20 protein-coding genes are annotated in these 21,675 nt (G+C 63.9%); 13 read left to right on the top strand and 7 right to left on the bottom strand.

The window, feature by feature from the left end:
- Positions 1–45: 45 nt before the first annotated feature.
- Positions 46–1,320 (top strand): CaiB/BaiF CoA transferase family protein, encoded by a 1,275-nt coding sequence (locus BJ994_RS00220; RefSeq protein ID WP_342450195.1) that lies wholly within the window; start codon positions 46–48, stop codon positions 1,318–1,320.
- Positions 1,317–2,231, top strand: a complete 915-nt coding sequence (locus tag BJ994_RS00225; RefSeq protein WP_167990177.1) for a beta/alpha barrel domain-containing protein — start codon at positions 1,317–1,319, stop codon at positions 2,229–2,231. The genes BJ994_RS00220 and BJ994_RS00225 overlap by 4 nt, the downstream gene beginning before the upstream one ends.
- On the opposite strand, the gene BJ994_RS00230 is transcribed toward BJ994_RS00225, so the two are convergent.
- The 4 genes from BJ994_RS00230 to BJ994_RS00245 all read right to left on the bottom strand — a co-directional run bounded on the left by BJ994_RS00230 (position 2,224) and on the right by BJ994_RS00245 (position 4,959).
- Complete coding sequence (locus tag BJ994_RS00230) at positions 2,224–3,015, bottom strand: IclR family transcriptional regulator (RefSeq protein WP_167990179.1); 792 nt, start codon at positions 3,013–3,015, stop codon at positions 2,224–2,226. The genes BJ994_RS00225 and BJ994_RS00230 overlap by 8 nt on opposite strands.
- 20 nt (positions 3,016–3,035) lie before the next feature.
- Positions 3,036–3,263 (bottom strand): hypothetical protein, encoded by a 228-nt coding sequence (locus tag BJ994_RS00235; protein ID WP_167990181.1) that lies wholly within the window; start codon positions 3,261–3,263, stop codon positions 3,036–3,038.
- Between the two features lie 154 nt (positions 3,264–3,417).
- A complete protein-coding gene (locus tag BJ994_RS00240) occupies positions 3,418–4,275 on the bottom strand; it encodes a DUF72 domain-containing protein (protein WP_167990184.1) in 858 nt (285 codons plus the stop codon).
- Between the two features lie 12 nt (positions 4,276–4,287).
- Positions 4,288–4,959 (bottom strand): hypothetical protein, encoded by a 672-nt coding sequence (locus BJ994_RS00245; RefSeq protein ID WP_167990186.1) that lies wholly within the window; start codon positions 4,957–4,959, stop codon positions 4,288–4,290.
- A 227-nt stretch (positions 4,960–5,186) separates the two neighbouring features.
- Between BJ994_RS00245 and BJ994_RS00250 the strand changes: the two genes are divergently transcribed.
- On the top strand, positions 5,187–5,756 hold the full coding sequence (locus BJ994_RS00250; protein WP_167990189.1) for a hypothetical protein: 570 nt from the start codon (positions 5,187–5,189) through the stop codon (positions 5,754–5,756).
- A 170-nt stretch (positions 5,757–5,926) separates the two neighbouring features.
- The gene (locus tag BJ994_RS00255) at positions 5,927–7,216 is read left to right on the top strand and encodes an adenylosuccinate synthase (protein WP_167990192.1); all 1,290 of its coding nucleotides are present in this window, start codon (positions 5,927–5,929) and stop codon (positions 7,214–7,216) included.
- Positions 7,217–7,301: 85 nt separating this feature from the next.
- Here BJ994_RS00255 and BJ994_RS00260 read toward each other — a convergent pair whose 3' ends face one another.
- Positions 7,302–8,039: a SurA N-terminal domain-containing protein gene (locus BJ994_RS00260; protein WP_167990194.1), complete on the bottom strand. Its 738-nt coding sequence runs from the start codon at positions 8,037–8,039 to the stop codon at positions 7,302–7,304.
- Between the two features lie 102 nt (positions 8,040–8,141).
- On the opposite strand from BJ994_RS00260, the gene BJ994_RS00265 reads away from it, so the two are divergent.
- Together BJ994_RS00265 and BJ994_RS00270 are read left to right on the top strand one after the other, a co-directional pair.
- Entirely contained in the window at positions 8,142–9,251 is a 1,110-nt protein-coding gene (locus BJ994_RS00265; protein WP_167990196.1) for an alanine racemase, read from the top strand.
- Positions 9,252–9,308: 57 nt separating this feature from the next.
- Positions 9,309–10,115, top strand: coding sequence for a carbon-nitrogen hydrolase family protein (locus BJ994_RS00270; protein WP_167990199.1), 807 nt, complete (start codon positions 9,309–9,311; stop codon positions 10,113–10,115).
- A gap of 53 nt (positions 10,116–10,168) precedes the next feature.
- Here BJ994_RS00270 and BJ994_RS00275 read toward each other — a convergent pair whose 3' ends face one another.
- Both BJ994_RS00275 and BJ994_RS00280 read right to left on the bottom strand, forming a co-directional pair.
- On the bottom strand, positions 10,169–10,936 hold the full coding sequence (locus tag BJ994_RS00275) for an ABC transporter permease (protein ID WP_167990201.1): 768 nt from the start codon (positions 10,934–10,936) through the stop codon (positions 10,169–10,171).
- Positions 10,933–11,934 (bottom strand): ATP-binding cassette domain-containing protein, encoded by a 1,002-nt coding sequence (locus BJ994_RS00280; protein ID WP_167990211.1) that lies wholly within the window; start codon positions 11,932–11,934, stop codon positions 10,933–10,935. The genes BJ994_RS00275 and BJ994_RS00280 overlap by 4 nt, the downstream gene beginning before the upstream one ends.
- A gap of 116 nt (positions 11,935–12,050) precedes the next feature.
- Here BJ994_RS00280 and BJ994_RS00285 point away from each other — a divergent pair, with 116 nt between their 5' ends.
- The 7 genes from BJ994_RS00285 (at position 12,051) to BJ994_RS00315 (ending at position 21,551) form a co-directional block, all read left to right on the top strand.
- Positions 12,051–12,803 carry a TetR/AcrR family transcriptional regulator gene (locus BJ994_RS00285; RefSeq protein WP_167990214.1) on the top strand — a complete coding sequence of 251 codons (753 nt, stop codon included), beginning with the start codon at positions 12,051–12,053 and terminating at the stop codon, positions 12,801–12,803.
- Between the two features lie 237 nt (positions 12,804–13,040).
- A complete protein-coding gene (locus BJ994_RS00290) occupies positions 13,041–13,964 on the top strand; it encodes an SIS domain-containing protein (RefSeq protein WP_167990216.1) in 924 nt (307 codons plus the stop codon).
- Between the two features lie 10 nt (positions 13,965–13,974).
- The gene (locus BJ994_RS00295; protein ID WP_342450196.1) at positions 13,975–14,940 is read left to right on the top strand and encodes an ROK family protein; all 966 of its coding nucleotides are present in this window, start codon (positions 13,975–13,977) and stop codon (positions 14,938–14,940) included.
- On the top strand, positions 14,937–15,932 hold the full coding sequence (locus BJ994_RS00300; protein ID WP_167990221.1) for a 1-phosphofructokinase family hexose kinase: 996 nt from the start codon (positions 14,937–14,939) through the stop codon (positions 15,930–15,932). Before BJ994_RS00295 ends, BJ994_RS00300 begins: the two co-directional genes overlap by 4 nt.
- On the top strand, positions 15,929–16,771 hold the full coding sequence (locus tag BJ994_RS00305) for a ketose-bisphosphate aldolase (RefSeq protein ID WP_167990224.1): 843 nt from the start codon (positions 15,929–15,931) through the stop codon (positions 16,769–16,771). Before BJ994_RS00300 ends, BJ994_RS00305 begins: the two co-directional genes overlap by 4 nt.
- A 23-nt stretch (positions 16,772–16,794) precedes the next feature.
- A complete protein-coding gene (locus BJ994_RS00310; protein WP_167990227.1) occupies positions 16,795–17,595 on the top strand; it encodes a DeoR/GlpR family DNA-binding transcription regulator in 801 nt (266 codons plus the stop codon).
- Between the two features lie 155 nt (positions 17,596–17,750).
- Entirely contained in the window at positions 17,751–21,551 is a 3,801-nt protein-coding gene (locus BJ994_RS00315) for an NPCBM/NEW2 domain-containing protein (protein ID WP_245192213.1), read from the top strand.
- The last annotated feature ends 124 nt before the right edge of the window (positions 21,552–21,675 follow it).

The raw sequence follows: 21,675 nt of genomic DNA on the forward strand, positions 1-21,675 counted from the left end.
GTGCCTGCTGGAAAGCTTGCTGGAAGACCGCATGAAAGGAACTTTGTGGAACACCCCCAGAGGAACAATGACATCGCGCCGCTGAAGGGAGTCCGGGTTCTCGAACTCGGCAACTACATCGCCGCCCCGACAGCCGGCCGCATGCTGGCAGACTTCGGAGCGGAGGTCATCAAGATCGAGCGGCCGCGCACCGGGGACGAGTTGCGGAACTGGCGCCTCTACGCCGGCAACACCTCGATGCTGTACCGGACGGTGAACCGGAACAAAAAGTCCATGGTGCTGGACCTGCGTACCGAGGAGGGCCGGGACATTGTGCTGGAACTCGCCGCGAAGTCCGACATTGTGCTGGAAAACTTCCGCCCGGGAACCCTGGAGAAGTGGGGTATCGGGCCGGAGCAGCTCAACATAGCGAATCCTGATCTAATTTTGACTAGGATTTCCGCGTTCGGCCAGACTGGACCGCTCTCGGCACGGCCCGGTTTTGCCGCCGTCGCCGAGGCTTTTGGTGGCTTCCGGGAGCTCGTGGGGGATCCCGACCGGCCGCCCGTACGCGTCGGCGTCTCCATCGGCGACTCGATCGCGGGCATCTACGCCGCGTTCGGTGCCGTGATGGCGCTGTTTGAACGCGAGGTGAAGCGCGGCGGCCCGCCCATCCCGCTGGACCACCGCACCATCGACGTCGCGTTGAACGAGGCCATGCTCTCCGTCATGGAATCGCTGGTCCCCGATTACACGGCCTACGGCATCAAGCGCGAACGCACAGGCGGGCGCATGGAGGGGATTGCGCCATCGAACGCGTATCTCTGCAAGGGCGGCGGGAGCATCGTCGTCGCCGGCAACGGCGACGGAATCTACAAGCGCTACATGGAAGCGATCGGGCGGCCGGACCTCGGAGACGATCCCGGGCTGCAGTCCAACGCTGCCCGTTGGCAGCGGCGTGAGGAACTGGACGCCGCGATCGGCGAGTGGAGCGCGAAGCTCACTGTTGCGGAGGCGCTCGCAGTGCTCGACGACGCCGGTGTCCCCGCCGGACCGATCTACACGGCCGAAGACATCGTGAAGGACGATCAGTACGCATCGCGGAACATGATCCAGCGGTTCAGCGTCTCAACGGGCGAGGAAACGCTCGACGACGTCGCCTTCCCGGGCATCACGCCCGTCATCGGTGGTGCTTCGCTGCCCATCCGCAACCTCGGACCGGACCTGGGAGAGAACACGGCGGAGATCCTCCGAGACCTGCTCGACCGGTCCCCGGGAGACGTGGACCGCATCCTGGAAGACATGGGGCTGACCCCGGCCCTTGAGAAGGAGATCCGATGACCCGCACAACCGCGCTCCGCGACGTAACCTTGCGCGACGGACTGCAGCTGACCGGCGGCGTCCTTGCCACCGACCGCAAGGTCAGCATTGTCCGTTCCCTCCTTGCCGCCGGGGTGCCCGCCCTCGAAATCGGTTCCATGGCGCGGCCGGACCTGGTACCGCCCATGGCCAACACCCTTGAGGTCATCGAGGCGCTCACGCCTGAGGAACTTGAGAAGTGCTGGATCTGGGTGGCCACCCCGCGCCACGTACAGAAGGCCACCGCAGCAGGCGCCAAGAACGTCCAGTACTGCCTCAGCGTCTCCGATGCCCACAACCAGGCCAACATCGGGCGCACCACCGAGGCGAGCATGGCCGCACTGCCGGAGGCCGTGGGGTACGCGAACGACGCCGGAGCCACCATCCAGCTCTGCCTGGCGACGTCGTTCACCTGCCCCTTCGAAGGGCGCATCGACCCGGAACGGGTGCTCGCGCTGGTAGCCGACGAGCGCTCGGCTGGAACCAACGACGTCGTCATCTGTGACACCCTCGGCCACGCCGTCCCGCAGGAAGTCGGCAGCCTGATCCGCAGGACCACTGAGCTATCCCCGGAGCGCGGGGTGGTGTACCACGGGCACGACACCTGGGGGATGGGGGTCGCCAACGCACTTGCCGCGATCGACGCCGGCGCCTACATGGTGGACGGGGCGCTCGCCGGCCTGGGCGGTTGCCCGTTCGCACCCGGCGCCTCGGGCAACACCTCGAGTGAGGACATCCTGTTCGCTACGCGCCCGGGGTGGCTCACGCCGTCGTCGTTCGCTGAACTGGTCACCCTCGGCGAAGGCGTCATCGCGGAACTGGGCGAGGACAACCGGTCCAAGGCCGCCCAGGGCGCACGCTCCAAGGCCAGCGCCTTCGAGTGGGTTATCTAAGCGTTTTCTCGCCGGGCAGCCGCCCACCGATCATGCGGGTGATGCGCTCGGTTGCCTCGAGGAGGTTCTCGACCCAGGACTCACAGAGTTCGGGAGTCATACGCAAGGACGGCCCCATGATCGTCAGGGCGCCCATGATGTCCGCCTGCGCGTTGAAGACCGGCGCGGACAGGCCGCTGGAGCCGGATTCGCGCTCGCCGATCGTAATCGCGTAGCCATCCACGCGGGTCTTCTCTATCGCGTCGCGGAGAATCTCCCGGTCGGTGATGGTTCCGGCGGTCAGCGGATCAAGGTCCATGGCGAGGATGCGATCGGCAAGTGGCCGGTCATAGGCCAGGAGCACCCGGCCGGCGGAGCCTGCGTGGAGCGGCAGGATGTCGCCAACGTGCATGGCGCGGCGCAGCATGTGGTGGGTCTCGGCCATCGCCACGCACACGCGGTACTCCAGCGACGACTGGTAGAAGCAGACGGTTTCGCCGAGGGAATCCCGCAGTTCCTTCATGACCGGCTTCAGGGTCTCGAGGATTTCGACGCCGTGCGCGGCCGGAGCTGCCCAGTACGCCATCTTCACGCCAACCCGGTAGCCGTCCTGGGTGCGGTCGAGGAAGCCGTTGGCCACCAGGTTGCCGACGAGCCGCTGCACGGTGGAGGTCGGCAACCCCGTGGCCTTGCGGATGTCCGCGAGGGTGAGTTCGGGCCTGCTGAGCGAGAAGGCGTCAAGGATGCTCGTGATCTTGTTGAGGACCAGCAGGGGAGCGGGTCCCGTGTCAGCAGTTGCAGGCATACCCCAATCCTAGGATGGACTCACTTGCCATCCTGTTCGCCGTCCTGCTCGTCTTCCTCGTTGACCGGCCGGTCATCGTCCGCTGCATCGGTTGCGGCGCCCGACGGCGTTGCCCCGCCTTCGCCGCTCCAGTCGCTGGAATCGCTGGCGTCGTAGGCGGGATCGGACTGGACATCCGGGTCGGTGTCGGGCTTGCCCGGCAGGTCCTCATCGATTTCCTGTGGTTCGTCCGAGGTGCTCTGGCTCATGATGTCCTCCTGGGGTTTGTTGCCGTACTTGATTCCTACTTGGCTCGCGTGGTCTCCGTCAAGGAACCGGTACTGTTTCAGGATCCGCCTGCACTGCAGGCGTTGCCTGCAACGAGTGCGATCTGCACTCTGCAGGCACCGCTGAGAGAGATACCTACCGCCGCATGGTGCTCAACCGCCCAGCCAGGGCGATTGCATTGAACGGCGCATGTACCTTCACGTCATTGTCGAAATAGACGTGCACATCCCGGCCCTGCCCGTCCGGGCAGCCGCTGCCCGTAAGCCAACCGTGGACCAGTCCCGCCCACTCATCCAGTTCCTTGTCGGAGTAGCCACTCGTATACAGCTCCGTGCTGCCGTGCAGGCGCACATAAACGACGCCGCCGGTCACCTCCCGGAACTGCGGCCACTTTTCGGCGGAGTCGGCCACCACCATGGCCACCGAATGCTTCCGGAGAATCTCGTAACACGCTTCGTCCCGGAAGCTCTCGTGGCGGACCTCGAGGGCGTGGCATAGCGGCCGATCAGCGTCGGTCTCTGTCCAGTTGCGGTCCTTGAGGCGATCGTCGTGGCCTTTGGCGAGAGAGGCGGCGGCCGTCGTCGTCGTTGGCAGTTGGGAAAGGAAGCCCTCGAGAAGTTCCGCGTCGAAGCGGCGGGTGGCGGGCAGCTGCCAGAGGATAGGTCCAAGCTTGGAGCCGAGGGCGAGAACACCCGACGCGAAGAAGTTCGCGAGAGCCGTTTCCGCGTTCCGCAGGCCCAGCATGTGCGTGATGAAGCGCGGGCCCTTGACGGAGAAGCGGAAAGCATCCGGTGCTGTGTCCCGCCACTGAACAAAGCTGGTTGGTCGCTGTAAGGAGTAGAAGGTGCCGTTGATTTCGATCGTGTCGAGATGCTGGGAGGCGTACTCGAGCTCGAGCCGCTGCGGCAGCCCAACCGGATAGAAGTTTTTCCGCCACGGTGCGTATCGCCAGCCCGAAATGCCGATGCGGGCTGTCGGGACTGACGGGCTCATGAACTGAACGTACTACTCAAACGTGACTTCGTAATAGTCAATGAGCAGGTAATCGCCGCCTTCGAGAATGACGTGAAGCTCTACGGGTTGTCGGGTGTCACCGTACCTGAGCCCGACGACGTTGCGGTCACCGTTGTGAACGAAGTCGGCGCTGATGAGCAGATTGAGCGCGGCGCCTTCCGATTCGCTGCCGAGCAACTCCCTGAACTCATAGCCCATGGAGTATGGCTCTTCATTCGGCCGGTCAGAACGGCTCTCCAGCGTGGAGTAATGCAGCGTGAGGTTGCTTGCGTGGAACTCGCCCGCTTTTCTGAGGAACTCCTGGTGGGAGATGTCGCTGGAAGCGACGATTTCGTCGGTGAAGAGCGCCTCGACGTGGGTGGGCTGCATTTGCGCGACCACTTCGTGGGCGAAGGCACCGACGCTGATACTTCCGTCATAGTGCTCATAAACCTCGGCGCTCGCCCCGGCATTTATCCATGCGGTAAGACGGTCGACGACGGCGCGTCCTGTCTCTTCGTCGGTGCCCGACGACGGGATACGAAGCGACTCAACCGTCGGCACCATCTCCGCTGGGAGCGGGCCAACAGCTTCAACGACGGCGCCGCCCCCAACGTGGCTGCCGCCGTCGTCGGGATTGCTGCAGCCTGAAACGAGAAGGAGCGCTGCAAAAAGCAGAGACAAACGCCGGACCGGATGCATGGTTCCCCCTGGAAGCCGGCGACCGCTGCCCTTGCGAGCGGTTCCTGAACCGGTGAGGAAATCATAAGTTCCCGTCCGACCAATTCCTTGTGAAGACCTGCAACGAGGCGTAAAATTCCTCACCTCAGCTCGTGTGGGGGTTGGCAGGAAAGGAGTCCTTCACCCATATTAACCCGGCGCCGTGCACGCCCCGAATGAAGCTGACCGTCATGACATCCGCAGTTTCGAGCGTCTCTTTACGAACCAGCTATTCCCTTCCTCGAATCGCGTTCCTCTCGTTGGCCGCGATTGCCGCCTGGATCGCGTCGGTCACCATAGGCTCAGTAGTACGGGTCGAGCCGCCCGTGGAGCAAGTGGCACTCACCTTTCACACCCTCTCCGTTGTTGCCGCCTTCGGTGCCGTCCTGCTGGTCGACTGGGTGGGTTTCCTCTGGCTCATCACACGCCGCCAACTCCACGAGACGAGCCGCATCGAATCGGCGGCTCTGCCCATCATCTGGGCAGGCATCGGTGGATTGCTGATCACGGGTGCGCTCATCAACCCCGACATGCAGAACCCCTTCACCGTGGTGAAGACGGCCGCCGTGCTGATCCTTACGCTGAACGGCATCCTGCTGATCCCCTGTATGCGCCGGCTGAACTCCAAGCCGCGCCACACCCGTTTCGTGGACCTCGACGTTGGAATGCGCACGCACCTGCTGATCTGCCTCGGCATCTCGCAGGCGTGCTGGTGGACGGCGATGATCGTAGGCTTCGTCAACGGCGCGCAGGGCGGCTGAAGCAAAGCGTTCGCGTAACGCTCCCGGGCGCTGAACGGGGAGTCCGCTAAACTTGGGTGGTAAGAGCCCCGGACTTCTTACAAGTCTTGGGGCATTCTCATGCACGGCGGCACCTTGCGCGCGGCACGCGGCGCGCTAAAGAATGCGGCCAACAAATGGGGGAGGATCCCATGCCAGCAATTGTGATTGTCGGAGCCCAATGGGGCGACGAAGGTAAAGGCAAGGCCACAGACCTGCTCGGCGGTCGCGTCGATTACGTCGTAAAGCCGAACGGTGGCAACAACGCCGGGCACACCGTCGTCGTCGGCGGTGAAAAGTACGAACTCAAGCTCCTTCCCGCAGGCATCCTCAGCCCCAACGCAATCCCGATCATCGGTAATGGCTGCGTCATCAACCTGGAGGCATTGTTTGAGGAGATTGACGGACTCGTTGCCCGTGGTGCAGATACCTCCAAGCTCCGCGTCTCCGCGAACGCCCACCTCGTGGCCCCGTACCACCAGGTCCTGGACAAGGTCACCGAACGCTTTCTCGGCAAGCGCGCGATCGGAACTACCGGGCGCGGCATCGGCCCTGCCTATATGGACAAGGTCGCGCGCCTCGGCATCCGCGTGCAGGACGTGTTCGACGAGTCGATCCTGCGCCAGAAGGTCGAGGGCTCACTGGAGCAGAAGAATGAACTGCTGGTCAAGGTCTACAACCGGCGTGACGTCCAGGTCGAAGAGATCATCGAGTACTTCCTGTCCTTCGCCGAGCGCTTGCGGCCACTGGTCATCGACTCCACCTATGTGCTCAATGAAGCACTCGACGCCGGCAAGGTGGTCCTCATGGAGGGCGGCCAGGCAACGTTCCTCGACGTGGATCACGGCACGTACCCGTTCGTGACGTCGTCGAATCCCACCGCGGGCGGCGCCTCCGTGGGGTCAGGTATTGGCCCGACGCGCATCAGCCGGGCAGTCGGCATCATCAAGGCGTACACCACACGTGTGGGCGCGGGTCCGTTCCCCACCGAACTCTTCGACGACATGGGAATCTACCTGCAGAAGACCGGCGGTGAATACGGTGTGAACACCGGCCGGCCGCGCCGCTGTGGCTGGTACGACGCCGTTCTGGCGCGGCATGCTGCCCGCGTGAACGGCTTCACGGACTACTTCGTGACCAAGCTCGACGTCCTGACCGGCATCGACCGCATCCCCGTGTGCGTGGCGTACGACGTCGACGGCGTCCGCCACGACGAAATGCCCATGACGCAGACCGAGTTCCACCACGCCAAGCCCATCTTCGAGTACTTCGAGGGCTGGAGCGAGGACATCACGGGCGCACGGACCATCGGCGATCTCCCCGAGAATGCGCAGACCTACGTGCGGGCGCTGGAGAAGATGTCCGGCACCCGGTTCTCGGCGATCGGCGTTGGCCCGGACCGCGACCAGACCATCGTGATCAACGACCTGATCGCCGGTTAACTACCTCGACTCTCCCCAAATGGGCTTTCTCAGCGGGTTTTCAGCCTGAGAAGCCCCATTTGGGGAGAGTCGATGCGGATGGGGTCTAGAGGTTGCTGGTTACCTCGCCGCTTTCGCGGAGCTTTTCCACCAGGGCAGCTGCCGCTTCATTCTGCTTCTGGGCGACGGCCTGCTGCTCGAGCTGGGGGCGGACCTCCTCGAACGGCGGTATTTCGCCGCCCTGGGCCGCTGCGCCCTGTGCCTTCGCTTCCTCGTAGGCTGCCTTCAGTTCTTCCTCGGTGGGCGTGACGTCGCCGGTTTCTTCCGCGAGCAGGGTGTTCAGCCGGACCTGCTGTTCAATCTGGGTGGTGGCCTCCTCCTTGGGGATGCCCTGCACCTCCTCGAGTTTCGCGAACAGCTCTTCCGCGTCGGCGAAGTTGTTGGACTTCACGAGCTTGTCGGTCTCGGCTGCGACGGCCTCTTCGGATGCTTCGATCCCGCGCTTGTCCGCTTCCTGGATGAGCAGCTTATTGCCGATCAGGTTATCCAGCGTCTGCGTCTTCAGCTGTTCCTGGTTGACCTCCTGGCCGGTCATCTGCGACTGCATGGACATCTGCTGAAATGCGCCCTCATACGAGGTGATGAACTCGTCTTTCGGGATTTCGAGGCCGTTGACGACGGCGACGACGTCGGGGATCCCCTCAAGGTCCGGCGTCGGTGCTTCGGCCGGGGTGCTGGAGGCGCTTTCCTCCGGAGCCGGTTCCGCCTCGGTATTTCCCGCGCAGCCCGTCGCAAACGCGAGCGATCCGGCTAAGCACAGGCCGATCAGCCACTTCTTCTTCACAAGATTCTCCTACTGATTGACGATCGCCAGCGAGCTTAGCAGCCCCTGATGAGGTAAACCTTGGCGCCCGCTGTACGTACGCTGGACGGTAGGATTCCGAAGATGCCGAACCTCAACGGACACCTCCCCCTGCAAAGCCTCCCGCAACTGCTGCTGGATGTTGCGGCTATCGACTCCAACATCGCGTTGAAGGAACGGTGGGCGGCAGAACGGTCAATGGTCCTCGCGCCGCACATCAAAACCACAATGACCCGCGAGATTGTGCACAGGCAACTGCCCGGCGCGTGGGGCGTAACGGTTGCGACCGCGGGCCAGGCGGTTCACGCTGCTGCGTGGGGCGCTCGCCGGATCCTGATCGCCAACGAGGTGGTGTTCACACCGCAGGTCCTGCAGCTGCGGCGGTTGCTGGAGGCGGACCACACACTGGACATCTTCTGCCTTACCGATTCGGTGGCGGGCGTGACCGTGCTGGCAGAGGTTTTCGACGGCGCCGGTCCGCGACTCAACGTGCTCATCGACGTCGGCGTCGCGGGGGGTCGGACCGGCATCAGGACAGCGGACGAAGCCCCGGCACTGGCTGATGAGATCCACCGGCACCCAGGACTCCGGCTGGCGGGCGTCAGTGCCTACGAGGGAATTGCGCCGAACCTCCGCACGGCGGAGAACCTTGAGCAGGTGGACTCGCACTGCCGGATGGCCCGGACCATCTTCGAAGGGCTTCGGGAACGGTTCGGGGAGCAGCCGATTTTCTCGATCGGCGGCTCTGCCTTCCAGGATCGGGCTGCGCAGTTCCTGCCCGCCGGAGCGATCAATGTCCTCCGCTCGGGCTGCTACGTCATCCACGACCACGGGACGTACGCCGACGTCTCACCGCTGCCGGGGCTGCGGCCCGCGGCGGTGGTGCGCGCCGTCGTTCTCTCCGTGCCAGAGGAAGCCAGGGCGGTGCTCGGGGCAGGCAAGAGGGAGCTGGCGTACGACGCCGGCCTGCCCACCCTTGTTGCGCATCACCGGAACGGCGAGGCGCAGGTGGAGCCGGCCGGCGTCGTCGTCAAGCTCTTCGACCACCACGCCATCGTGGAGAGCGCGGACGGGCTGGTAGTCGGTGACACGGTGGACCTTGGGATCTCGCACCCGTGCTCGGTGTTCGACCGGTGGCGGTCAGTGCTGGCGGTGCACGGCAACGCGACGGAACTGTGGCACCCGCAGTTCTAGCTCCTTGGGGTTCGGTACGCTTGAATCAGCCCCAGTTCCTACCCGAAAGGGCTCACGATGAAGATCAGCGTCGGACAGTTCAGGCCGGGCGGCGATGTCCTGGCCAACATCGAAACCATGCGGGAACTTGCGCGGCAGGCCAGCGCTGATGGATCGCAGCTGATCGTCTTCCCCGAGGAATCAATGTTCTCCATCGGCAAGGTGGACGGGGATCTGGCCGTTGCGGTGGAAGCGAACTGGTCCGGTTTCGTGCAGCAGCTATCCTTCCTTGCGGCGGAACTGAACATCGCCGTCGTCGCCGGCGGTTACGAAGCCAGCGGCGAGGAGCGCCCGTACAACACGCTCGTGCTGATTGACTCGACCGGCAAGATCGTTGAGACGTACCGCAAGCTTCACCTCTATGACGCCTTCAGCTACCACGAGTCCAAGCGCATCAAACCGGGCGACGGCGGCATCAAGGTGGTGCCGGTGGGCGACCTTACCGTTGGGCTGATGACCTGCTATGACCTGCGCTTCCCGGAACTCGCGCGGGCGCTCGCGGACCAGGGGGCCGACGTCGTGCTGGTGCCCGCCGCCTGGTTCAAGGGCGACCACAAGATTGAACATTGGGAGACCCTGCTGCGTGCGCGGGCGATCGAAAACACGGTCTGGGTTGCGGCAGCCGGCACCTCCAGCGCTCACACCATCGGCCACTCCGTCATCCTCGATCCAATGGGCGTGCCGCAGGTCTTCCTGAACGACGAGGAACGCGGCGTGGTCACTGCTGATGTGAACCGGCGCCGGATCGATGAGGTGCGTGAGTTCCTTCCCGTGCTGCGTAACCGCCGGTTCGCCCGCAACGAGGACATCGTCGAGTCCCACTAAGGCGACGGGAACCGCTCCCGCCATGGCGAGGTTCCTGCTATTTAGCTGTACCGCTAGCGCTTCCGGGTGCGCTGGAACAGCACAGCTGCGCCGGCATGCGCTGCCACGCCCAAGGGAATCCACCACGCGAGAGCCAGCCAGACGTCGTCGTACGCGGTGTTGCCCATCAGGTTGGACCGCACGGCTTCAATTACCGGTGTGAGCGGCTGGTGCTCGGCAATGCCGCGGATCCACTCCGGAAGCGTATTGACCGGGACAAACCCGCTACTGATGTAGGGCAGGAAGATCATCAGGAAGGTGGAGCCGCTGGCTGCTTCCGGGCTGAGCAGTAGGCCAAGGAGGCAGGCTATCCAGGTCATCGCGACTACGAACACGAGCAGGATGCCGACCGCCGTCAGCCAGCCCGCCACGTTCCCGGAGGGCCTGAAGCCGAGCGCAAAGGAGACACCGACCACCACGGCCGAGGAAGCAAGGTTGCGTAGGACGCTGGTTATGACGTGGCCCACGAGGACGGCGGAACCGTAGGTAGGCAGGGTGCGGAACCGGCCGATGGTGCCGGTGGTCATATCGGTTGCCACGGAGACTGCCGTGTTCGCGGCACCGTACCCCGCGCACAGGACAATCACAGCGGGCACCACGTAGTCCACATACTCCGTGCCGGTGTTCATGGCGCCGCCGAAGATCACCACGAAGGACAGCAGGATCATCGCGGGCAGCACGATCGAGAGCACCAGGCCGTCAATGCTGCGGACTGTGCGGCGGAGTTCCCGGCCCACCATGACGGCGGTTCCGGAGCGGACGTTCAGCGTGGTGGTGGTCATTGGACCTGCTCCTTTGCGGGCCGGGCGGGCTGGTTCACTCGCTCCGCATGGGCAGGCTGAGTGAGGGTGAGGAAGACGTCGTCGAGCGTTGGTTGCAGGATGGCGATGTTCGCCACGGTTACATCCGCAAGGTCGCCGAGGATCCGGCGGATGGTGGCGGCGGTATCGGTGGTCGATACGGTGAGTGACCAGGAATCAGGATCAACAGCGGTTGGCTGCGTCAGGGCGGCGGCCCTGTCGAGGTCCTCCTGGCTGCCGAAGGAAAACCGGACCTGGTGGATGTTTCCAAGCAAGCCTTTCAGCTCCCGGGCTGTGCCCTCTGCAATAAGAGCGCCGCCGTTCAAAATGAGGATCCGGTCCGCGAGCTGGTCCGCTTCCTCGAGGTACTGGGTTGTCAGCAGGATCGCCGTTCCGTCCTGCGCCAATTGCCGGATTTCCTGCCAGAGCCTGTGCCGGCTCTGCGGATCGAGACCGGTGGTCGGTTCATCGAGGAAGAGCGCGGCCGGCCGTGCAGCGATGCCGGCCGCGAGGTCCAGCCGACGCCGCATGCCACCGGAATAGGTGGAAACCCGCTTAGTGCCTGTCCCCGTGAGGTCGAAGGCTTCGAGGAGCCCGGTTGCCCGCTCCCGTGCCTGCCCCTTCGTCAGCCCGGAGAGCCGCGCCATCATGATGAGGTTCTCCTGGCCTGACTGGAAATCGTCCAGCGCAGCGTACTGCCCGGTGAGGCTGAAGTGCCTGCGGGCGCTGGTTGGGTTAGCCAGCAGGTCGATCCCCGCAATCGAGGCTGTTCCCTGATCGGGCTTGATGAGCGTGCTGAGGATGTTGATCAACGTTGTCTTTCCGGCACCGTTGGGGCCGAGCAGGGCGACAACTTCGCCGCTGGAGAGGTCAAGATCCACGCCGCTGAGCACACTGTGGGCGCCGAAACGTTTATGGATCCCGTGCGCCCACAGGACGGGATCCTGCGAATGCCTTCCGGTGCTGGCGAGAGCGGACATGAGAGGCTCCTTTTGGGAGGTGTGTATTTGATATACAGTTTATATAATACACATTTACGCTTACGCCGCACACTGTTTGTTAGGATCGATTTGCAAGCAACTGAAGGGGTTGGCCGTTGGAGCAGAACGAACTGGCCGCTTCCGCCCTGCCCGACGGCGTTCTTCCACCGGGTTTCCTCAAGGCGTGGGGCCTTCAGAAGCAGGCGGCCCGTGGACCCAAGGCGGATCTGAACGTCGAACGGATTGTGCAGGCCGGTATCGACGTTGCGGACGCTGAGGGGCTTGGGTCGCTGACTATGGCCCGCATCGCCAAGGCCTTGGGATTCACCACGATGTCGCTATATCGACACGTGGAGTCGAAGGAAGAACTGCTGGTCCTGATGCAGGACGCCGCCTTTGGAGCCCCCACGCCGTCCACCTCTGCAGGCTGGCGAAACCGTTGCCTCGAATGGGCCGCACAGGCCAGCGCGCGGTATCGACGGCATCCCTGGGTGCTGGATATTCCCATCAGTCACATGCCATCCACGCCAGGCCAGCTGAAGTGGCTGGAGCAGCTGCTTGGCGCTTTGCGGGAAACAGGCTTGAGGGCTCCGGACAAGCTCGGTGCGGCCTTGATGATCAGCAACCTGGTGGCCACAACGTCCAGGCTTGAACGGGACCTCGCCACCAATCCTATGAATCTGACCGATGAGGGCGGGGACGCGTACGTGCGCGCGCTCTTCAGTGTTTTGGATCCGAAAGTCTTCCCCGAAGTGTTGAGTGTGTTCGCCGACCCCGAAATGGCTGCGTCTACGGACCCCAACTACGAAATCAACTTCGCGCTGCCGCGGGCGCTCGACGGCATTGAGCGGTTGATCGACCGCGTGTAACCGCTCGGTGCGGCCAGCAGTGCAGGCAAATGTGCGTGCAACTGCCATCACGTTCGATCACGGGGCGCAGCCGGTAGGCTCCATCCAACTTGCCGGGATCCCTGCGAGTTACAGTTTTCCGGCGGTCCAACAACACGATTTGATGAAGTTTCATCTACGTGCGGTAGACTAGAAATGATTGATACGGCAGACTAATAACCAGTTTCGATCATCCGTCACATTTCTTCAGGAGAACCTATGACCCAGCAGACTGCTCCACTTTCTGCAGTGCAGCCCGGCGCACACATGGAAGCTGAACTCCTTTCCCAGCCGGACGTCTGGAAGACTGCTGCCCGGCAGTCAGCCGAAGAGAATCTGCTGCCCGCCGACGGTGCGCGCATCGCGGTCATTGGCTGCGGGACGTCCTGGTTCATGGCACAGGCCTACGCTGTGGCACGTGAGGCCGCGGGCAAGGGTGTGACTGACGCCTTTGCAGCCTCCGAAGCACCGGATCTCGCCGTGCGCGGCTATGACGCAATCGTGGTGATTACCCGTTCGGGAACTACCACCGAGGTCCTGCACCTGCTTGACAAGTATCGCGGCGCCATCCCCAGCGTGGCGATGATCGGGGACGTCACCTCGCCTATCAATGGGCTCGCGGACCGCGTGATCGGCCTTCCGTACGCGGATGAGCAATCGGTGGTGCAGACGCGCTTCGCAACCTCGGCACTGGTCTACCTGCTGGCCTCCCTCGGTGAGGATATTGATCGTGCGATCGTTGACGCCCAGGCCGTGCTCGCGGAGGAGACGTCCAGCGACCTCCTGAACGCCGAGCAGTTTTCCTTCCTCGGCACCGGCTGGACTGTGGGGCTGGCGCACGAGGCCGGGCTGAAGATGCGGGAAGCCGTGCAGGGCTGGACCGAATCCTATCCGGCAATGGAGTACCGCCACGGGCCCATTTCCATTGCTTCGCCTGGGCGGGTTGTCTGGTTGTTCGGCGCCGCCGTGGATGGTCTGGCAGCAGATGTGGTGGCCACCGGAGCCCAGTTCATCTCCTCAGCACGCCACCCGCTGGCCGAGCTCGCCCGCGTCCACAAGGTCACCCTTGACCGCGCGCTTGCCCGCGGCCTTGATCCTGACCGACCCCGCAACCTCACACGCTCGGTTATCCTGGATGGCTAAACTTGCCTGGGTGATCCCTTCTGAACCGACGAGTCCTCATCAGGGGCCGGTCCTGGCCCCTGACGAAGCCATTTTGGCCATCGACGTCGGAGGTACTGACACGAAGTCAGCCCTGCTTGATTCGGCTGATCAGCTCCAGGGTGTCCAGCGCCGGCCAACAGTGCTGCGGCCCGGGGAAGCCGGGGACTCGGTGGTTGAGAACGTCGTAGCGATCCTCGGAGAATACCGTGCGGCCTGGCCGCACAAGCGGGTCCGCGCTATTGGCCTCATTGCTCCGGGGCTCGTCGATGAACGCAAGGGCGTCGGCATCTTCTCCGCGAATCTGGGCTGGCGTGACTACCCCTTCACGGAACGCCTGGAAGCCGCCACCGGCCTGCCCGTGACCTTCGGGCACGACGTCGGTGCCGCCGGTGATGCCGAGGTCCGAATTGGTGCGGCACGGGGGCTGGCCGACGTCGTCGTCATGATTATCGGTACAGGCGTTGCAGGCGCCGTCTTCTGCGGTGGTCAGCGGATCCTCGGAGGCGGATATGCCGGGGAAATCGGGCACGCGGAGGTGCCCGGCGGGGAACCATGCCGGTGCGGTGCGCACGGATGCCTTGAAACAGTTGGCGCAGCCGGCGCGATAGCCCGCAGGTACGCAGAACGGTCCGGGAGAGCAGTTAATGGTGCGCGCGAAGTGCTGCAGCTGCAGGCTGCCGGAGATGCTCAGGCCCAGGCGGTTGTTGACGACGCCGTGAACGCCCTTGCCTTCAGTATCTGCCAGCTTGCCGCCACCCTGGGCACCGAGGCCGTGGTGATCGGCGGCGGTTTGGCGCAGGCCGGTGAGCAACTCTTCGCGCCGCTGAGGGCTGCGGTGGATGAGCGGCTTTCGTTCCATCGCCGGCCGCGCCTGTTGGCGGCGAGCATGGGTCAGGACGCCGGGTTGATCGGCGCAGGATTGCAGGCCCAGGACCTGCTCGGAGCGCGTCCATGAACGGTGCCGACAACCTCCGCGGACCGGTAGTCACTGTGACGCCCAATCCCGCGGTTGACCTCACCTACGCGGTGAATGGCATCAGCGCAGGAGGCTCACACCGCGTCTCCCGCCCGCTTAGCCGGGCCGGCGGGAAGGGAATCAATGTCGCCAGGGTCATCCATCAGGCCGGGCACTCCACCCTCGCCATTACGACGGTGGGCGGCGGTTCGGGCACCGAGTTCGCGGCCGAGCTGGACGGCAGCGGCGTCCCGCACCGGCTGGTGCCGGTGGACGGGCCAACCCGGCGCTCGATGGCCTTCGTGGACTCCGCGGACGGCGAAACGAGTATCTTCAACGAGCAGGGCGCACCGCTCACCGACCCTGAGTGGAGCGAACTACGCGCCGCCGTCGAGGAGGCGCTTCCCGCGGCCGGATGCCTTATAGGGTCAGGGAGCCTGCCGGAAGGGGCGCCCGAGGACTTCTATCCGTGGCTGGCTGCCCGTGCGGCGTCGTACGCCGTGCCCTGCATCATCGACACCTCCGGCAGCGCGGTTCTGGCAGCGGCCGACGCCGGGGCCGATGTGCTGAAGCCCAACAACCACGAGCTGCTGGAAGCCACTGGAGTCACGGATATCAGCACGGCCGCCGGCATGCTGCTGGACCGCGGAGTGAAGCTGCTCTTCGTCAGTTGCGGAGCCGACGGACTCCGGCTCTACACCGCGGAAGACCGCCGCACCATGTGGCACGCGAAGTTGCCGGAGCGCCTGGCGGGCAACCCCACCGGAGCGGGCGATGCCGCGGTCGCCGCCATCGCCGTTCTCCTGGCAGCCAACATCACAGACCCAGAGGCCATGTTGAGGTACGCCACCTCCTGGTCAGCCGCGGCAGTACTCATGCCTGCGGCCGGAGAAATCCACCCCAGCCACCCACAGCTTGCCGGCCAGGTGGAGATCAGCAGAATCTCCCTCGCGGACGTCAGCTCGCAGGAAGAGACGGAGCACGTTACGTGACACTGACACCTACATTCGACCTCATGAAGGCGGCAAGCGCAGCAGGGACCGGCATCGGCGCGTTCAACGTGCTTCATCTGGAAACCGCTGAGGCAATTGTTGCCGGTGCCGAAGTTGCCGGCCTGCCCGTGATCCTGCAGGTCTCGGAAAACTGCGTGAAGTACCACGGCGGTCTTGAACCGGTGGGACTCGCCACGCTGGCGGTGGCGCGCGCCGCCGTCGTTCCCGTGGCCGTACACCTTGACCACGCCGAGGATCCTGACCTGGCGATGGCAGCAGTGGATCTTGGATTCGGTTCAATCATGTACGACGGCGCCCACCTTGAGTTCGCGGAGAACGTCGCCACTACGGCGCGGGTGGCGGAGTATGCGCGCCAGAATTCGGTCTACGTTGAGGCCGAGCTCGGCAAGGTGGGCGGCAAGGACGGTGCGCACGCGCCCGGAGTCCGGACGGACCCGCAGGAAGCCGCGGACTTCGTGGCCGCGACGGGCGCGGATGCACTCGCTGTCGCAGTCGGTTCCTCGCACGCCATGACAGAGCGCAGCGCTGAACTGGATCTTGAACTGATCGGACGTCTCCGGGACGCACTGTCGGTGCCCCTGGTACTCCACGGATCGTCCGGGGTGGCGGATGCCAACATCGCTGCGGCCATCCGCGCGGGCATGACCAAGATCAACGTCTCGACCCACCTCAACGGTTTCTTTACGCGGGCGGTTCGCGAAGCGCTCGCAAATGACCCGGGCATGGTTGACTCTAGGAAGTACCTCGGAGCCGGCCGTGCGGCCATGGTCTCTGAAGTATCCCGCTTACTGACCCTGTTCGCCGAGCCCGCGCAGTGAACATTTGATGAAAGGCCCCGTCGATGAAGAGAGCCGAACGGCTCAGCGCCATTCTGGACCTGCTCGCTGAGTCGAACCAGGTTGAGGTTGAGGACATCGTGGAGAAGCTCGCGGTCTCCCCGGCCACGGCGCGGCGCGACCTCGACAGCCTTGCATCCCAACGCCTGCTGACGCGTACCCGGGGTGGCGCCACCATCGAGACGGTGGCCTACGATCTACCGGTCCGCTACAACAAGGACAACCAGACCGAGCACAAGCGGGCCATCGCCCAGGCAGCCAGCGAACTGATCCCGCGCGGGGCCGTCATCGGACTGTGCGGGGGAACCACCAGCACGGCGATCGCGTCGGTACTCAGCACGCGGCGTGACCTCATGGAGCCCTCCAACAAGCCCACCCTCACGGTCGTCACGAACGCCATCAACATTGCCGCCCAGCTGGCCGTGCGTCCCAACATTAAGATCATGGTGACGGGTGGCATCGTCAACCCGAGATCCTACGAACTGGTGGGCCCTTACACAGACATCATCCTGCAGAATGTGGCCCTTGACTTCGCTTTCGTGGGCGTGAACGGCCTGGACCCGGAAGTGGGTCCGACGGTCAGCGACGAGGGTGAGGCTGCGGTGAACGCACTCGTGGCACGCCGGGCATTCGCTGCGTACGTGGTCGCTGACTCCTCGAAGATCGGCGTGCGGTCCTTCGCCACCATGAACGGGTATGTGTTCAGCAACCTCATCACCGATAGCGGCATCACCCAGGAGCAGATCAGCGCCTTCGAGGAGCGGGGGACAAACGTGATTGTCGCCCCGCCCGTCGAAGTCGACTAAGTCCTCCACGAAAGAAGCCCCTGCCGCTCGGCTGGGGCTTTTTTCGCGTCCACTATTGACCCAGATCACATTTTGAGTGACTATTAATGCATCAAGGGCACCACAAACAATCAGTAAAGATCAAACCGTCCGCACCGAGAGTTGAGATTATGACCATGAGCACTACATGGGGCGCGAGGAAGCGCACCCGGAGTGCCGGCGTCGTCGGTCTGTCAGCGTTGCTTGCCTTTGGCAGCATCCCGGCAATCGCCACGGCACCCGCACTTGCCAACGAAACGGAGCCGACGACGACGTCGGTTACCACCCCGATTGCCGTCAAGCCAGTCACGCCGGAAGTAGCGGTCGACGACGGCGGCACCCCGATCGGCGCCATCACCGACGTGGTGCACGAAGGTTCGGTTGTCACACTGACCGCCGCGAACGGCGCCATGCGCGTGACCTTCCTGGACAACCGGAACTTCCGCCTCGAAGCGGATCCCAGTGGGGAGTTCACCGATCCGGCAAACACGCCGCAGAATGACCCCGCCCGCACGGCGAACATCGTGGTCGGCGCCGAGACGTTCGACGGCGCCGCGGTCAGCGTTGCCGACGGTGACGTCATTACGCTCAAGACCGCCGACATCACGCTGAGCATCGAAAAGGCAACCGGCAAGACCACGCTGAAGCGGGCAGACGGTTCAGTGGTCTGGGCAGAGGCGGTCCCGATTACCTTCGGCGGCAACTCCGCAACGCAGCACCTTGCTGACAACGAGGGTGAGCAGTTCATCGGCGGCGGTATGCAGAACGGGCGTTCCGTCCACACCGATGCCACCATCAACATCGCCCGCAACTTCGACTGGGACGACGACGGCTACCCCAATGCGGTGCCGTATTACATGTCCTCGAACGGTTACGGCGTTCTCCGCAACACCTTTGCCCGCGGCAGCTACGACTTCAAGAACAACACCACCACCCACGAAGAGAAGCGCTTCGACGCCTATTACTTCGTCGGTGACTACAAAGAGTCACTGGAGTCCTACACCCAGCTGACCGGCCGCCCCATGCTTCCCCCGATCTACGGGCTGGAGTACGGCGACGCCGACTGCTACAACCGCGGTAACAGCACCTACACCGCTTACAAGGATCCGGCCAAGCTGCGTACCCCGCAGGCGCTGGACTTCGCGAAGGAATTCGTGGAGCACGACATGCCCGCCGGCTGGATGCTCGTCAACGACGGCTACGGCTGTGAGTACGTCGAACTTCCAGAAACCGTGGATGCGATCAAGGAAGAAACGGGCCTCGTCACCGGCCTGTGGACCCAGCGCTCGCTGACCAACCAGGAGTTCGAGGTCGGCGAAGCCGGTGTGCGCATGCGCAAGCTCGACGTCGCCTGGGTTGGCCAGGGCTACCGCCAGGCCCTCACCGGCTGCGAGTCTGCGTACAACGGGATCGAGCAGTACTCCGATGCCCGCGGCTACTCGCTGATGGTCGAAGGCTGGGCAGGGTCGCAGCGCTGCGGCATGCAGTGGACCGGAGACCACTCCGGAAACCTCGACGCCGTCCGCTGGCAGATTTCCGCGCTGACCGGCGCAGGTAATTCCGGACTCGCCTTCACTACCGGCGATGTTGACGGAATCTTCGGCGGCTCCACTGAGAGCTACGTCCGTGACCTGCAGTGGAAGGCCTTCGCTCCCGCGCTCTACTCGATGAGCGGCTGGGCCTCGACGGACAAGCGGCCTTACCTGTACGGCGAGGAAGCAACCGAGATCAACCGGAACTACCTGCAACTGCGTCAGCGCCTGATGCCGTACATCTACACTCTGGCCCAGGAGTCCCACGCCACCGGTATGCCGATGATGCGCTCCATGGCGCTTGAGTACCCGCAGGATCCGAACTCCTACAGCGCCGAAGCCAACAACCAGTTCCTCCTTGGGGAGGATTACCTGGTGGCTCCCGTGTTCAAGGATTCGGACATCCGCAACGGCATCTACCTGCCCGCAGGGGAACAGTGGGTGGATTACTGGACCGGCAAGATCTACGAGGGCGGCCAGGTACTGAACGGTGTTGCCGCTCCACTGGAGCAACTGCCGATCTTCGTCCGTTCCGGTGCCCTGGTTCCGCAAGGAATCACGGCCCGCAACGCGTCGCTGGTCCCCGAGGATTCCCCGATCACCCTTGAGGTGTACCCGGAGGGCGAGAGCAGCTTCACCCTGTATGAGGATGAGAAGATCACCCGCGAGTACAAGGACGGCGAGTTCAGCAATCAGCAGTTCGACGTGAAAGCGCCGAATGCAGGCAAGCGCGGAACCGTGAGGATCACGATCGGTGAGCGCGAAGGCACCTACGACGGCATGGCTGAAGCCCGTCCGTACATGGTCAAGGCCCACAGCGGGTCCGAGCCGCGCGGAGTGCAGGTAGGCAGGGACAAGCTGGCGAAGGTCGCTTCCCAGGCTGAGCTGGATGCTGTCGAGTCCGGCTGGTTCTACGACGCCGAGACCGCGGGCGGAGTGGTTGTAGTCAAGACTGCACCGATCGCCTCCGGAGCCAGCGAAACCATCAACCTGTTGAACACCAGTGCGGTGGGCGGCCAGGATGCTGACTCCTTCGCCGCCCAGGTGAACGTCGGACTCGAGGAGCAGGTCTTCCAGGGCAACAACACCACCGTGACCGCGACGTTCGTCAACGCAGGCACCAAACCCAAGTTCGACGTCGTACTCACCCCAGAGCTGCCCGAGGGCTGGGAGGTTCTGGAGAGCTCCGGTACCGAAGCGCGCAAGGTCGACCCCGGTAAATCCGTGACGGCGGAGTTCGTGGTGACGCCATCGTCAGACGCCGCAGCCGGGCTGCAGACCCTTCGGGTAAGCGCCGATTACAAGGACGTCAGCAAGACAGAGCGGTCCGTATCCGGAGCGAACCAGTTGGACGTTGCGTACGGTTCGCTGCAGGGTGCATTCAACGCGGTGTCCATCACAGATCTGAACACCGCGGCGAACGGCAACTTCGACGGCGGCGGGGCTACCTTCTCCGCTGATGCGCTCGCTGCAGCCGGTGCGACGCCGGGGGCGACCATCACTGTCGGCGAAGGTGATTCGGCGATCAACTACACGTGGCCTACACCAGTTGGCGAGCCGAACTCGGTTGAACCTGCAGGTCAGACCATTGCGCTGCAGGGTCAGGGCACGCACCTGGCGATCCTCGGTACCGCTGCGAGCGGTTCGGGTGTGAATCCCGAACTCACCCTGACCTACACCGACGGCACGGTCCAGAAGGCTAACGTCTTCTTCCCGAACTGGCTTCCGCAGGGATCCCTTGGTGGAGCGCAGGTTGCCATCAGGTCAATGGGCAGGAACAACTCGAACAACCCCGATGTGTACGAGTACCCCACTTACGGGTATCAGGTTTACTCGAACCTCGTTAGGCTGAACCCGGGCAAGGAGCTGGCCTCGGTGGACCTTCCCACCGAAAGCAGGGTGAAGTTGTTCGACTGGCAGATTGTTGAGCAGCCGTTGCCGCCTGCACCGGAGTCCACAGCCTTCATCTCGGACCTCAACTGGATCAGTGCAACGAACGGCTACGGAGTCATCGGCAAGGATGTGGTGAACAAGGATTCGGCGTCGTCCCCTGACAAGCCGCTGAAGATCAACTACACCGATCCGGCCACGGGTACGCAGCCCACCTACGAGAAGGGCCTGGGCGTGCACGCACTGTCCAAGATCACCTACTACGTTGGCGGCAAGTGCTCCTCCTTCACCTCTGAGGTTGGCCTCGAAGCAGGATTCAACGGAAACGTGATCTTCAAGGTGGACACGGACGGCGCGAACCAGTACCAGTCACGGACCTTTACCCCTGGCTTTGCGCCGGAATCCGTGAACGTTGACCTGACCGGCGTGCAGTACGTGGACCTGATCGTCCAGGCGCCGGGCAGCATCAACGGAGCCCACGGCGTGTGGGGCGACGCGAAGTTCAACTGCGGATAACGCGTTCCCTTGAGACTCAGCGGCCGGTTGCCCGAACAGGGTGGCCGGCCGCTGCAGTTAACCGCCCGGGTGCTTCTTGGTTAGGCGGTTGGTTCGATTACGTGCAGGTCTGGACTGGTCCAGC

Origin of the sequence: Arthrobacter pigmenti (assembly GCF_011927905.1) — a bacterium.
Classification (GTDB): domain Bacteria; phylum Actinomycetota; class Actinomycetes; order Actinomycetales; family Micrococcaceae; genus Arthrobacter_D; species Arthrobacter_D pigmenti.

What these genes read in the sequence shown, in the direction of transcription:
- BJ994_RS00225 (WP_167990177.1), top strand. Translation starts at nt 1,317, where the DNA reads ATGACCCGCACAACCGCGCTCCGCGACGTAACCTTGCGCGACGGACTG.
- BJ994_RS00230 (WP_167990179.1), bottom strand. Translation starts at nt 3,015, where the DNA reads ATGCCTGCAACTGCTGACACGGGACCCGCTCCCCTGCTGGTCCTCAAC.
- BJ994_RS00235 (WP_167990181.1), bottom strand. Translation starts at nt 3,263, where the DNA reads ATGAGCCAGAGCACCTCGGACGAACCACAGGAAATCGATGAGGACCTG.
- BJ994_RS00240 (WP_167990184.1), bottom strand. Translation starts at nt 4,275, where the DNA reads ATGAGCCCGTCAGTCCCGACAGCCCGCATCGGCATTTCGGGCTGGCGA.
- BJ994_RS00250 (WP_167990189.1), top strand. Translation starts at nt 5,187, where the DNA reads ATGACATCCGCAGTTTCGAGCGTCTCTTTACGAACCAGCTATTCCCTT.
- BJ994_RS00255 (WP_167990192.1), top strand. Translation starts at nt 5,927, where the DNA reads ATGCCAGCAATTGTGATTGTCGGAGCCCAATGGGGCGACGAAGGTAAA.
- BJ994_RS00265 (WP_167990196.1), top strand. Translation starts at nt 8,142, where the DNA reads ATGCCGAACCTCAACGGACACCTCCCCCTGCAAAGCCTCCCGCAACTG.
- BJ994_RS00270 (WP_167990199.1), top strand. Translation starts at nt 9,309, where the DNA reads ATGAAGATCAGCGTCGGACAGTTCAGGCCGGGCGGCGATGTCCTGGCC.
- BJ994_RS00275 (WP_167990201.1), bottom strand. Translation starts at nt 10,936, where the DNA reads ATGACCACCACCACGCTGAACGTCCGCTCCGGAACCGCCGTCATGGTG.
- BJ994_RS00280 (WP_167990211.1), bottom strand. Translation starts at nt 11,934, where the DNA reads ATGTCCGCTCTCGCCAGCACCGGAAGGCATTCGCAGGATCCCGTCCTG.
- BJ994_RS00290 (WP_167990216.1), top strand. Translation starts at nt 13,041, where the DNA reads ATGACCCAGCAGACTGCTCCACTTTCTGCAGTGCAGCCCGGCGCACAC.
- BJ994_RS00300 (WP_167990221.1), top strand. Translation starts at nt 14,937, where the DNA reads ATGAACGGTGCCGACAACCTCCGCGGACCGGTAGTCACTGTGACGCCC.
- BJ994_RS00310 (WP_167990227.1), top strand. Translation starts at nt 16,795, where the DNA reads ATGAAGAGAGCCGAACGGCTCAGCGCCATTCTGGACCTGCTCGCTGAG.
- BJ994_RS00315 (WP_245192213.1), top strand. Translation starts at nt 17,751, where the DNA reads ATGAGCACTACATGGGGCGCGAGGAAGCGCACCCGGAGTGCCGGCGTC.